This window comes from Allocoleopsis sp., from assembly GCF_036703385.1.
Taxonomy (GTDB): domain Bacteria; phylum Cyanobacteriota; class Cyanobacteriia; order Cyanobacteriales; family Coleofasciculaceae; genus Allocoleopsis.
In genome coordinates this window covers 1-12,836 of the sequence record NZ_DATNPA010000418.1, presented here as the reverse complement: position 1 = coordinate 12,836, position 12,836 = coordinate 1, and the positions used below count along the sequence as shown (strand labels likewise).

Below are 12,836 nucleotides of genomic sequence, written 5' to 3'. Positions count from 1 at the left end.
ATTCTGTAATGGCTACCCCCTACTGAGTTGGGTAAGCAGCTAGATAGCTCTCACCCAACACGCGAGGAAATCATTGAACCCTCAATTAGCCCCGTCCCTTGGGCGGCAAATAAGCGATGGGGTTGACCGCTCCGCGTCCATTCGGATGCACCTCAAAGTGACAGTGCGGACCTGTACTGAAACCGGTGCTACCCATTTCGGAAATTTGTTGACCTTGCTCAACCTGTTGCCCGCGACGCACCAGAATCTTGTTGTTATGGGCGTAGAGCGTCAGGCTGCCATCAGCATGTTGAATTTCCACCAAATTTCCGTAGCCGCCAGAATTCCAGCCGGCCGAGACGACTACACCAGGAGCGGCTGCAACTACTGGGGTACCGATGGGGGCTGCAATGTCAATTCCCTTATGCATCCGTCCCCAACGCCAACCATAGCCTGAGGTTAGGACACCCTTGGTGGGCCAGATGTAGCCATTGAATTCAGTAGAGCCATCCGGTCGGTACATATCCGGCGCTGAGAGGGAAGGCAGTTCTGGAGAAACTGTTTCTCCTATTGGCGTCCGGGTGTTTGGATTATATGTACCTGCTGGCGCTGGAGCCGTGGCTAACAATCCCTGGGGTCGTGTTAAAGCTGTAGTCTCCGGGGGCGGGACTTCGATGGGAATCGAAGACGACTGTTCTAGGTCCTGTTGCCGCTTGGCCCGATTAGCCTGCAAACTTTCGCTGCGCGACTTAGAAGCGAACTCTGGATTGATTCTAACGGGCGTAGAGGCGTCGTTCAGGGTGGAAGGAACTGACGTACTCACCACAGGAACCACAACGTTGGTCGATGTACCCGCTTGACCACTTCCTCTCTCTTGGCGATATTCTTGCCGAAGCCTGAGAATGTCGGATTTCAATTTCTCAACATAAAGACTTTGCTGAGAGTTGTCTGACTGACTCGGCTTACTATCCGCCACCAGGGTGGGGTTGGGCTTTGCACCTTCCACGTTGGAAGAGCCGACCACTCCTGTACGGGGAGCAGAGGGTGATTGAGAAAGGCGTTCTGCTGACACAACAGGTTGGATTTGGTCTGGAGGAGTAGGAACTGCAAGGGTTGGGACTGTTACACCTTGCGGCTCTTGTCCTGATACGGTACGGCTATATTTAGAGTCAATACCGGGTAATAAGGCGACGGTTTGATTGGTGTGACCCGTCGGTTGGGCTTTCGGAATAGCCAGTTGTTGGTCAATGCGAAGTAAATGGGGGTTATTCAGCCCGTTTGCCTGCATCAGTGTTGCGCGAGATACACCATTGCGACGCGCGATCGCATCCAGGGTATCTCCAGGTTTAACATGATACACATTAGCTGTCGAAGCTGTCCCTAAGGATTCTATAACCACTGGCTGTGGTACTTGGGGTTTAGCTGCGGTTTCCGGACTTGGAAATGGAGCCGTCCTTAGAGTTGGAATAGTTGACACCTTTGGGGCGACGAACGGTGAAGCTGCCATTTCCGGCGTTGGCACCGGGATAACCACAGATGACTCCGCTTGCCCTGCTGATTTCGGGGTGACGAACGGTGAAGCTGCCATTTCCGGCGTTGGCACCGGGGCGACTACTGATGACTCCGATTGCCTTGCTGATTTCGGGGTGACGAACGGTGAAGCTGCCATTTCCGGCGTTGGCACCGGGATAACCACAGATGACTCCGCTTGCCCTGTTGATTTGGGCATGACGAACGGTGAGGCTGCCATTTCTGGCGTTGGCACCGGGATAACCACAGATGACTCCGCTTGCCCTGTTGCCTTCGGGGCGACGAACGGTGAAGCTGCCATTTCCGGTGTTGGTACCGGGATAACGACTGGAGTGGACATTGCTGTCGCCATCGGCTGTGGTGTCGCGAATGGCTCCTTGGTTTTGAGAACCGCAGACGGCAGCGTCACCGAATTCGCGGATTCATCAGTTGACGCCTCCTGCGTCGGTATCGTTGCTTGTATGGATGAATTAGTAGACTCCTCAGACCACAACTCCGCCAGACTTTCATTTAAGCGGTTCCCATGCTCTTTTAAGCGCTTGAGCGCAACATCTTGTCTTGCCTTTAACAGGTCATTGACATTTCCAGGAACCGTGACGGATTCGCCCGTCTTTAGCTGACCTGATTCCGACACGAGTGCAGATGCTTGCAAGTGTGTCGGCTGCACACCATAAGACTCTGATAACTTTTCAACCGTATCGCCCGGTTTGACTTCGTGAACAATACCGTTCACGGCAGGAATTTTTAGCTTTTGTCCAACGGGTAGAACTTCACTTGATTGGATGTTGTTAGAAGCTGTAATTGCTTCTGGCTGTACCTCATACGTCTTAGAGATTTCCCAAAGCGTCTCTCCTTTCTTCACCTGGTGTTCAACGACAGGCTTTTGAGCAGGCTGCGACTCTTTCCGTGCTAGTTCTGGCTTGACGGATGCTGACAGTGCCACAGTGGCGACAACTTTGGGTTCTGCTGCTGGTGCCGGAGAAGTACTAGCTTCCGATGCTGTAGGCACATTGGGGATAGTTGGCTCAGACGCTATCGGCTCGACTGCCATGGCTTCATCACCATGTCGAGGCAGCACCAAGCCAGTCGCACTCATTGAGATTGCTAAGCCAATCATGGCAGCCGAGGTGCGGGCTCTACGGTTGTTCGCATCGGTCGGAATTGTTGCGCCAACCGGATGCTTTCCTAAATACCCTAAATAGAGCTTCAATAATGCATCTAAGGAGTCAGCTGCACAGGTCGGAACTTTTTTGACCTTCTGCGTAAATGTTCGTTTCAAAAACGACCTCCTGGTGTGTGACGAGCGCTTAACAGTTCCTGAATGATTCTTTACCAGTCAATGAGGCAATTCACCTCTAATTTGTGATCGAAATCACATACAGTAAGCATACTTAGGCCAGAGTACCCTGCTTTTTTGATTTAGACAAGTTGCTGTTGTGATTTAGACAAGTTGACCTGACCAGGTAAAATTGGAGTCCTTGACGGTAACCGCTCGATCCACCCTTAAAAAAGCAATTACTGCGTGCCTCTTTGCCAAGAATATTCTCACTAGAGACACTGTCGATGTTAGTACGGATTTTGCCAAGGTTTGCTGCATAGAACATACTGACCTGGCAGGCTTTCCTCCGGAAGAAGGCTAGAGATTAACACAAAACTAAAGCATTTTTGCTGAAATCCCTCATCTTCCCGAACACCCTGCAATTGAATTGAGCAACTGAATAATCACAGACGGAACTTTACGCTACCTGTGGGTTAGACAACAACCGTAGAATCGTACAGCTAAAACCCGATTATTGCCAATGGTTTGATTGTTAAAAATGTTCCTAAACTCCCAGTTTCCCTAGCTATCCGGTTATTTTGCGCCCCACCCAGCATTGATTTTGGATGAAAAAAATCTATCAGTCATCCAGCCGCTCTTTCCCTGATTTTTCATACAAATTTCTTATCAACGAGTGATGCATTCCGTATTGGAGAGTACTGAATCATCCGTTGCCAGGAGATAGACATGAACCGTGAACCGAGGTAGTGAGTCAGACGTCGAGGCACAGTCCATCTGAGAGCCCTTTTCACAAGGATAAGGCACACCCTTAATAGATTACCCTCAGCCGATGTTGGAGCAAGAGTGAAGCTTGGCGGAGAACACTCCCCGCTTCTCGTCTTCTCCTAGACCCCTATTACAAACAGGTTGAGCTGGATCTTCCGGTTCAAGGAACTAACAATCCAACTAAGCTGTTGGGTATTTAATTTGCACGATGAGTGGAGAGTGAGTAGAGGGCAAAGGGGATAAGGTTCATGAAAAAGCCTGATAGCTTTTTTCCCTTCACCGACTCCCGACCCAACGAAAGTGCAACTTCTAGGCATGAGAGCCTATTGTAACCAAACACATGACTGCCTCATGTCAGTTCGGCCAACTCTCTATTCTTAGCTTCATTTTAAAACCGCTGCCATTGATATCAGCGAGATTAGATACTTTTATATACATACATAAATGAAGTATTAAGATTTCTCGAAAATAAAATAGGAATGTTTGACTTTTGTAAATGTACTTCAGCAAAAATGACAGCCAGACTCAGCCGAATAACGCTTGAGAGTGATGATGAAATCGTCCACAACTAGGGGGAGGAAAACAGCCTCCCAGCCAAGGCAGAAACCCATTATTCCAGATAGCCTAGCTGACGCCGCGCTTCAAATAGACCAACTGCTGCACTAACAGAAAGGTTTAAGCTACGTACCCCTGGCTGTGCCATCGGTATACGGACAGTAGCATGACAGGCTTCTAAGACCTCGGAGGGTAGACCTAAGGTTTCACTACCCAACAACATCCAGTCATCGGCCTGATACTGAAATTTAACATAACTATATTTTCCTGAAGTGCTGAAGCCAATCCAGCGCCCACCTTGCTGCTGATACATAGCTTTAAAGGCATCAAGGGAGTCATGGTAATGAAGATTAACGTAGGGCCAATAATCTAGTCCGGCTCGTTTTAGGTAGCGATCGCTAATTTCAAAGCCTAATGGCCCTACCAAATGTAACTCTGTACCCGTAGCCGCACAGGTTCGAGCAACATTGCCCGTATTTGGCGGGATTTGGGGATGAACAAGAACAACCCTTAGCATTCAAGGCTCACCAACTCGAATCTATACATATTTCTTTAGAAATTAAAGTATAGCCGTTTACATTTTACTGTAATACAGCTTAGAAGTAATCGGCTGGATAGCCACCGTCATCTGTACTTCAGCCCATCCGCTCCACTATAAATATCTACCAAGAGAAAGAGGTGATATATATATTTTCTTAATATCTAAAAGTTGAGAACGACCTATTAGATATTTTGATTTGTAAACGGAGGGCACCGTGATACACCCCTAGGCCACCAAAAGCTGACACAACTTATCCTCAAGCTCCCGTTCTTGAGCAGCCATAGCTTGAATTCCTTGCATAATTAGTTCTCGACTCTCAAACCCACTGGCATGGCGTTGTAACCATTGTTGAGCCGTATTACCTTCCCGGAGAATTTTCTTCAAGGGTGAAAGGAAACAACTGAATCCGTTTTGTTTGGCGATCGCCCAAACTTCTGAGTAAATTTCCTCAATCCAATCCCGCGCCAAAATCTTTCTCCCATCCTGCCAATGCCGGAGTTCAGCATCTAAGCTCAATTGAGCAGCAGCGGCTTCGTTGGCATCCGTCAGTGCCACGAGGTCAGCCGCACGGGTCGAGGCGGGGAATGTACTACGCTCCAGCGGATCAAGCGTGGGATCGGCGAGCAGTTGAGCCAAGCGAGCTTCCAGTAGAGCCATGACAGAGAGTAAAGCGATCGGGTCTACGATCAAATCACAAATTCTCAGTTCCAGCCGATTGAGGTCGTAGGGGCGTCGATTGCCATTGGGTCGAACGGATGCCCAGAGGTGACGCACATTTTGCATGGTTCCGAGCTTCAGTTGGTCTTCTGTCCACTCAATAAAGTGAGCATGACTTTCAAACAGGGGAACGTCTACTGGCGTTTTAGGAAAAACTTGCCAGCGGGTAGAGTGGGAGCCGGTTGGTTGTCCATCCAAAAAGGGAGAAGAGGCGCTCAGAGCGAGGTAGAGGGGGGCTTCCACCCGTACTAAACGACACGCTCGCATCAACAGTTCTGGGTCAGAGATGCCAACGTTGATGTGGATGCTGGCTGTAACAACTTTGGTGCCGTAGGTGTGTTCGATGTAATCGTGGTAGGGATTATTGGGGTCAGAACGGTAAAAGCGATCGCTTCCGCCCAAGGACAAGGTGCTGCCTGGAAGTAGGGTGTAATCGCCCAAGCGCTCTAGATAAGCTCGTAATTTCTGCCGAGGGCGCACGATGGCACATAAGAGCCGATCATAGGAATAGATGGGTGCAGTGGTGTATTCTACATTGCGGCTATCTGGTTCCCGCACAAATCCATCTAGGGACTCCACAATCTGGTCAGAGAGACCGACAATATCGCCTTGGGGCGTGCCCGTGTACATTTCGATTTCTAAACCTTTTGATAGAAGCACAAGTTTTCCTCAGCTGAGCTGAGTGACGAAGAGAGTAAGTAATGCAGGGTATGTCAAAAAATGTATCGAAGAAGACGAGACAAAATGTCTTTCCCTAGTTTGGCATTAAAGTCGATACTGACGGTAGACCTCACTAGCCGCCTGATGAAGTAAGGAGTGGCGGTAAATGAGGGCGTCGAGGTCGTCGGCATAGCCTCCGCCAATCACGCTGGCAACGGGATAACCTGCGGCAACACAGGTACTTAAGACCTGCATTTCACGGCGGTAGAGTCCGGTATCTGTCAGGGCTAACTTACCTAAGCGATCGCCTGCGTGAGGGTCAACTCCAGCGTCGTACAGAACTATATCAGGCTGAAATTCACTCAGTAGGTCATGGAGATATTTCGCTAGGGTTTGTAGGTAGGCGTCGTCTTCCATGCCTTCGGGCAGGGGAACGTCTAAGTCACTTTTTTGTTTGTTACTGGGGAAGTTGATTTCACAGTGCATGGAGAAAGTGAATACAGTTGGGTCATCTTGAAAGATGAAGGCGGTACCGTCTCCTTGATGGACATCGAGGTCGAGGATGAGAATTTTTTGAGCGAGTCTTTGTTGTTGCAGGACACGCGCGGCGATCGCTAAGTCGTTAAAGATACAAAAACCTGAGCCATAACTAGGAAAGGCATGATGGGTGCCCCCAGCGGTATTACAAGCTAAGCCATACTTGAGGGCTAGTTGGGCGGTAAGGAGGGTGCCACCAACGGCGGTGCAGGTGCGCTTGACGAGGGCAGAACTCCAGGGTAATCCGATACGCCGTTGAGCTTTAGGGTCGAGGGTGCCTTGGTAGTAACCTTGAACGTAGTCGAGAGTATGGACGAGTTCGATCCATTCAGTTGGGGGAATTTCGGGGCTATGGAATTGATCTAGGGTGGCAATGCGATCGCTCAGGAGTCGTTCGTAGAGTTTCCCAAATTTGGGCATAGGGAAGCGATGCCCTTCGGGTAGGGGGGTGACATAGTCAGGATGGTAGATGATCGGTAAGTCCATTAGACATTGGACATTAAGTTACAGCCTTATTCTCCTCATCAAAGATAAAATATTTTTCCTAAGCTTTTTTTGGAACCAATAATTGCTAGCCTCCAGTTTAGTCTGAAGCGTTTCCAAGTTTTTACGGAAAATAATAGTATTAGAATGATGACTACCTAGCACCTCTTCGCTTACCTGTAAAGCTTGAATTAACAAGGGCTCCGCTTCAATGTAGCGGCCTTGAGCATCGTAGAGCGATGCTAAATTGTTCAGCGTTGTTGCCACATCAAGATGATGATTTCCTAAAATGAACTTTCTCAATTCTAAAGCTTCCAGATACAAGGGTTCTGCGTCTTGGTATCGTTCTTGGGCATAGTATAGTAATGCCAGATTATTTAGTGTCGCCGCGACATCACAGGAGTAACTTCTCTGAAAGCGTTTTCTCAGTTTTAAAGCTTCCAAATACAGAGGTTCCGCTTCTTGATATCGTTCTTGAGCATAGTATAGTAATGCCAGATTGTTCAGTGTTGTCGCTACTTCAGGTCGGTTATTTCCCAAAAAGCGTCTTCTAAGTTTTAAAGCGTGTAAATAAAGGGATTCGCCCTCGTTGTAGCATCCTTGAGCATAGTAGAGTCCTGCCAGATTATTCAGCGTCGTGGCAACATCAGGATGGCCATTCCCAAAACGGGCTTTTGCGGTATGTAAACACTTGACAAACCAGGGTTTTGCTAATTCATATAACCCCTGGCTTTTATAAAAGTTGCCTAAGCGATCAAAAAGCCAAAGTATTTCTTCATCTCTGACTGTACCTGTTAGAGTTTGAGTAACTTCAACGAGATGGGGAATAACATCTTTGACTAACTCAATATCCTGCGGCGTGGGAGAATCAGGAATTTGCTGGGCAATTAACACCATTGCCTGAATAAACGCTCGTTTTAGTTTGTCTCCTTGTTCCGATACAGCTAGCTTGGCTTGGAGAAATTCCCGAATTAGGGGATGAATTCTGTAGGAATTAGTGCTGGGTTCAACCGATTGAATTACTTGCCACTTGTAAAGCTGCTGTTTTGCTCGATTGAGGTCTGCTTTTATCCAACTTAACTGTTCACTTGCAGTCTCGACCAGTTGCCAGGGAATCACATCCAATGCAAACAAACTTAAGAACTCCCCAACACGCTGCGTCATCGGGTCAAGTTTTCGCCAGATTAATTCAAATGCCGCTTTCACTCCACGCTGTGCTGTATTTAGGATTGGCTGTTTTTTTAGTGCTGAACAGTCTATTGCCTCATCTTCTAGTTGCTGGGCTTGCAGCTGCTTCAACATCTGTGTCAATGACAAATTGGGGTTTTCAGCTAAATACCGCCCTACCAATTCCACGCCTAAGGGCAGATAACCTAGCCATTCACAGATTAGGGAAACAACTTGCTGTGTCCAGACATCATCCTGTGAAATCCGTTGTGTACCGACCAATTCTGTTAGCCGTTCCCAAGCCTTTTCTTCTGAGAGTCTGCATGACTCAACAAAATTGGTGTCTAGCGATCGCTGCCATATTGCCATAGAAAATTTAGTAGATGTGTAGATCTGTAGGACGAGAAGAGCATCACAAGTCAGTTGCAAAAGACACTTGCTCTTCAGTTTCCTTAATCACCTAGTAGCTTTTGTAAGATGAACTTACTGTATTACGGTTTCTTGTGCTATCCCCCAGTGTCGGCTTGGGGCGATATGGCTGGCACGATATATCAGATAAGAATTACAGCGATTATGCTTGCTGAAAGAATTGGAGGCTTTTATAAAAAAATTAGTAATAAGGCTGTAATACGTCGTTAGCATCATAGGTCAATCCGCTAGCCCTGAGCAACTCAGTCGAGTAAGCTTCATCAAATCTTTAATAATTATTAATAATTTCTATAGCCGCTCACTTGACATTTTGTGTGCTGCTGTATTATGAGAAATGAGTAAGCTATTGCGCCCTTAAAGTGCATGATCAGGACGGGCAAGATGCCTATCCCACAAGAGTTTTATAAATTTGGTTATGCAAGAATGAATCCCTATTCGTTGAATAGGGAACCAGCTTAAGTCGAATGGCACTGACTTAAGCGATTTGCTACGGAATTTGCCCCCTAAATCCCCCAATTTTGGGGGACTTTGAACTCTGGCTCCCCCAAAATTGGGGGTTGGGGGCGGATCGGCTCGTTATTTCAGTGCCATTCAGCTTAAGTCACCCACTACCGATTCCCCATCACCAAGAGTCTCTAAAAGAAAAAACTAACGGGTTTCATCTCACTCGTCTCGATTGAGAGCTGATATTACAGCCTGTTGTGTCACTGTTTGATAAACTTTGTCCAAATACTGCCTTACGGCCTGAGCATCAGCAGAGGCTAGGGGAATTGTCCCTAAAACATCAAGGACTGTACGGTTCTCTAACGGTGGTGTAATTACAACTAGGGATGAGTCTAACGGCTCGTAGTATTGCCAAAATGGCTTGCTGTCGAGCGCAGTTGAGAGATTTTGGATGGCTTGTATATTCTCCTGCTCCTGCAATCCTGTAGGTAGGACGCTTGTGCTATGCTCCTGCTCTTCGGTTCCTGTACTGCGCAGTCGGCGCAAATCATCCAGAATTTGTTCTTTAGTGCGTCCGCGCAACTGAAACAGGACAAAGGGGTCTTCGCTGAAGCGATCGCCCAGTTGATAGTAAACTGCTCCAATATGCTTACAGGGATTTTGGGGGTCAGGGCAACTGCACCGCGAGCGGATATCCGATAGCGTAAAGGGAAACAAGCTCAACCCGTTAGCCGTGAAGACTTTTTCGATATTGTGTGGCATCTCGCCAGCTAATAGCTGAGCGGAGTAAATGGCTTCTTGAGCCATCGTGTCCACAATATAATTCCAGTCTTCCTCACTGAAAGGATCGATGGACAAGGAAAGTTTATAAGGCTCTGGAGCGGTACCTTGTACCCTCGCTAATACTTCTGGCCCTTTAAACTCAATGCTGAGAACGTTACCTTCTTTGGCATATTTGCGAGCTCTCTCCAAACGCTTTTTGAAGCGATAAGAGTTGAGCAAATCATTCCACTGTTGTACCCACCAAGGGGGGGCATCTATTTCATAGTTAGTCAAGTTTCCTCAGTTCTTAATTCTTAAGTATCTAGAAAATTCCTCGTATTTATTTAATTTATATAAAAAACGGCTGCGATTGCAGGATAATCAAGCAATGTTGAAACGAGCCTGTTGTCAACGAAACTTGCGTTCCGACTCCTGAATAGGCAAATCGTTGATACTGGCTTCCCTGCGTCGCATCAGTCCGTTTTCAGCAAACTCCCACTGTTCATTGCCATAGGCACGATACCACTGACCCGAATCCGTGTGATACTCGTACTCAAATTTAACGGAAATGCGGTTGTCTGTGAAACTCCACAATTCTTTCTTGAGCCGATAGTCCAGTTCGGTGTTCCACTTGCGGGTGAGAAATTCTCGAATCTTTTCCCGTCCGGTGAAGAATTCTGCCCGATTTCGCCAGACCGAATCTTCTGTGTAAGCTAGGGATACTCGTTCAGGATCGCGGGTATTCCAGGCATCTTCAGCCGCTTGGACTTTGGCTTTCGCTGTAGAGAGAGTAAAGGGAGGTAAGGGCGGTCTACTTTCCATATAAGAACCTGATAGTTGGATATTCAACAAAGACAAAATAAATCAACAGCATAAGTGGCTTAATGACTGTACCAATTCTCTATGAAGTTGCACTTTATGAACCTCCGGCTGTCGCCGTCCCCCGAACTCTAGGGAGACTACAGGGGGTAATGAATTAAGCGCATTACTATAAAGAAATGGTATGGATGGGGGGGTGGCAATAGAAGGATGATCGGAGCGATCGTCCAATTATTGTTCTAATTCTGCAATGCGATCTTGTAGAGGAGCCATCATTGCTTCGACTTCAGCCACGGAATAGCGAATTGGAATGTGCTGGGGACAGTTCTCACTCAAGGCTTCAATATGAAATAGAATTACCCGTTTAATTTCGGCTGGATATTCAGGAATGCGGAGTTGCTCAATCAAGGCTGAATCCCCTTCAATATATTGGGCGCGTCCCCATACCTTGATGCGTTTCTGGTTGCGATAATCCATCAAGAATAAAAATGCTTTGTCATTACTAGACAAGTTGCCCACTGTAATGTACTGTGCATTCCCGGAGAAGTCGGCAAAGCCCAGGGTTTTCTGATCCAGCACCTTCAAAAAACCAGGGAGTCCTCCACGAAACTGGATGTAGGGATAGCCATTAGAACTGACGGTTCCTAAATAAAATCCATCGAGTTGAGCAATAAATTCTTCTATTTTTGGGGTAATCGAGTCATTGGCAGCTCCATTGGCGATATACCGCTCATAGGCCTGCCGAGAACCCCGTTGTTCCTGAGCTGCTTGCACTTCAGGCGTGAAGGCAATTTCTCCAAATTTACGTGGCATTATGTACTCCTAAGCCGCATCAGAGTGTTCCATGCTTTTTGATTTGCCCGTTCCAGGTGATTCTGGTGGCTTTGAACAAATGCTACATAGGCAACTAATCATCAATCACAGCATTGCGATCCAGAAGAAGGAGCGATCGCAACTGGTCTGTATCCATATCTGTCAACCAATCCTCCCCTGCATCTACAGTTTGTTCGGCTAGCTGTTTCTTACTCTCAATTATGTCATTAATTCGCTCTTCTAACGTTCCAGTACAGACAAACTTATGCACCTGAACATTTCTGGTTTGACCAATCCGAAACGCACGGTCAGTTGCTTGGTTCTCCACAGCTGGATTCCACCATCGATCAACGTGAAAGACATGATTCGCTCTTGTTAGATTAAGACCTGTGCCACCCGCTTTGAGAGAAAGAAGCAGAATTCGGGGGCCTTCGGGGTCGTTTTGAAAACGGTCAACCATCTCCTCCCGTTGCTGTTTCTTTGTAGAGCCATACAAGAACAATGTTTCCCAACCCAACTGTTTCTCTAAATAAGGTTGAAGCAGTTTTCCCCACTCCGCAAATTGAGTAAAAATTAGCGCTCGATCGCCTTCGGAAATCGCCTCTTCCAACATTTCCTGTAAGCGAAGTAATTTCCCTGAACGCTTAGCCTCTCCTAAGTCTTTCTCCTTTAGATATTGTGCTGGATGATTGCAGACTTGCTTGAGTCTTAAAAGCAATGTCAAAATCAAGCCGTGACGCTTGATGCCTTCAGACGATTCAATCTCTTCTAGAGAGTCATCCACTAACTTTTGATAAAGCGTCGCCTGTTCGGCAGAAAGACCGCAGAAAACATTCATTTCCTGCTTGTCAGGCAAGTCTTGAATGATTTCTTTGTCAGTTTTGAGGCGGCGGAGGATGAAGGGTTGAACGAGCGATCGCAACGTTTGCAACGAGTCCCTATCCCCAAACTTCTCAATTGGCATAGCAAATCGACGTTGAAAGAATTGCTGATTGCCCAAATATCCTGGATTGAGGAAATCTAAAATTGACCACAATTCCGACAAGCGATTTTCTACGGGTGTCCCCGTTAAGGCAATGTGAAATCCAGCTTTGAGTTCCCGCACCGCTTTCGACTGCTTCGCCCCTGGATTTTTAATATTCTGCGCCTCATCCAACACAATGCCTTGCCAAGAAACTTCCTCAAGGGTTGCGGCATCCCGATACACCAGAGGATAGCTGGTAATAACCAATTGCTTATCCTTAACGGTTCTAGCAAATGCTTTCCCTTTGAGTCGTTTATCCCCGTGGTGAACGACTACTTTCAACGAGGAACCAAATTTTTTAACTTCCCGCTCCCAGTTGCCTAACACCGAGG

Annotated in this window: 9 protein-coding genes; all 9 read right to left on the bottom strand. The window is 47.2% G+C overall.

The features are described from left to right. Positions 1–85: 85 nt before the first annotated feature. Positions 86–2,788, bottom strand: a complete 2,703-nt coding sequence (locus V6C93_RS20650; protein WP_333478557.1) for a peptidoglycan DD-metalloendopeptidase family protein — start codon at positions 2,786–2,788, stop codon at positions 86–88. 1,375 nt (positions 2,789–4,163) lie between these two features. Further along, positions 4,164–4,625 (bottom strand): tRNA (cytidine(34)-2'-O)-methyltransferase, encoded by a 462-nt coding sequence (locus tag V6C93_RS20645; protein ID WP_333478556.1) that lies wholly within the window; start codon positions 4,623–4,625, stop codon positions 4,164–4,166. Positions 4,626–4,874: 249 nt separating this feature from the next. After that, complete coding sequence (gene gshA, locus V6C93_RS20640) at positions 4,875–6,026, bottom strand: glutamate--cysteine ligase (protein ID WP_333478555.1); 1,152 nt, start codon at positions 6,024–6,026, stop codon at positions 4,875–4,877. A gap of 105 nt (positions 6,027–6,131) precedes the next feature. Next, entirely contained in the window at positions 6,132–7,049 is a 918-nt protein-coding gene (locus V6C93_RS20635) for a histone deacetylase (RefSeq protein WP_333478554.1), read from the bottom strand. A gap of 18 nt (positions 7,050–7,067) precedes the next feature. Next, a complete protein-coding gene (locus V6C93_RS20630; RefSeq protein WP_333478553.1) occupies positions 7,068–8,582 on the bottom strand; it encodes a tetratricopeptide repeat protein in 1,515 nt (504 codons plus the stop codon). A gap of 723 nt (positions 8,583–9,305) precedes the next feature. Further along, on the bottom strand, positions 9,306–10,142 hold the full coding sequence (locus V6C93_RS20625) for an SWIM zinc finger family protein (protein ID WP_333478552.1): 837 nt from the start codon (positions 10,140–10,142) through the stop codon (positions 9,306–9,308). 114 nt (positions 10,143–10,256) lie between these two features. After that, the gene (locus V6C93_RS20620) at positions 10,257–10,670 is read right to left on the bottom strand and encodes a nuclear transport factor 2 family protein (RefSeq protein ID WP_333478551.1); all 414 of its coding nucleotides are present in this window, start codon (positions 10,668–10,670) and stop codon (positions 10,257–10,259) included. A gap of 228 nt (positions 10,671–10,898) precedes the next feature. Continuing rightward, positions 10,899–11,480 carry a pyridoxamine 5'-phosphate oxidase family protein gene (locus V6C93_RS20615; protein ID WP_333478550.1) on the bottom strand — a complete coding sequence of 194 codons (582 nt, stop codon included), beginning with the start codon at positions 11,478–11,480 and terminating at the stop codon, positions 10,899–10,901. 94 nt (positions 11,481–11,574) lie between these two features. Further along, positions 11,575–12,836 (bottom strand): DEAD/DEAH box helicase (locus V6C93_RS20610; RefSeq protein WP_333478549.1); only part of this gene is annotated, 1,262 nt, incomplete at its 5' end.

What these genes read in the sequence shown, in the direction of transcription:
- V6C93_RS20645 (WP_333478556.1), bottom strand. Translation starts at nt 4,625, where the DNA reads ATGCTAAGGGTTGTTCTTGTTCATCCCCAAATCCCGCCAAATACGGGC.
- V6C93_RS20635 (WP_333478554.1), bottom strand. Translation starts at nt 7,049, where the DNA reads ATGGACTTACCGATCATCTACCATCCTGACTATGTCACCCCCCTACCC.
- V6C93_RS20630 (WP_333478553.1), bottom strand. Translation starts at nt 8,582, where the DNA reads ATGGCAATATGGCAGCGATCGCTAGACACCAATTTTGTTGAGTCATGC.
- V6C93_RS20620 (WP_333478551.1), bottom strand. Translation starts at nt 10,670, where the DNA reads ATGGAAAGTAGACCGCCCTTACCTCCCTTTACTCTCTCTACAGCGAAA.
- V6C93_RS20615 (WP_333478550.1), bottom strand. Translation starts at nt 11,480, where the DNA reads ATGCCACGTAAATTTGGAGAAATTGCCTTCACGCCTGAAGTGCAAGCA.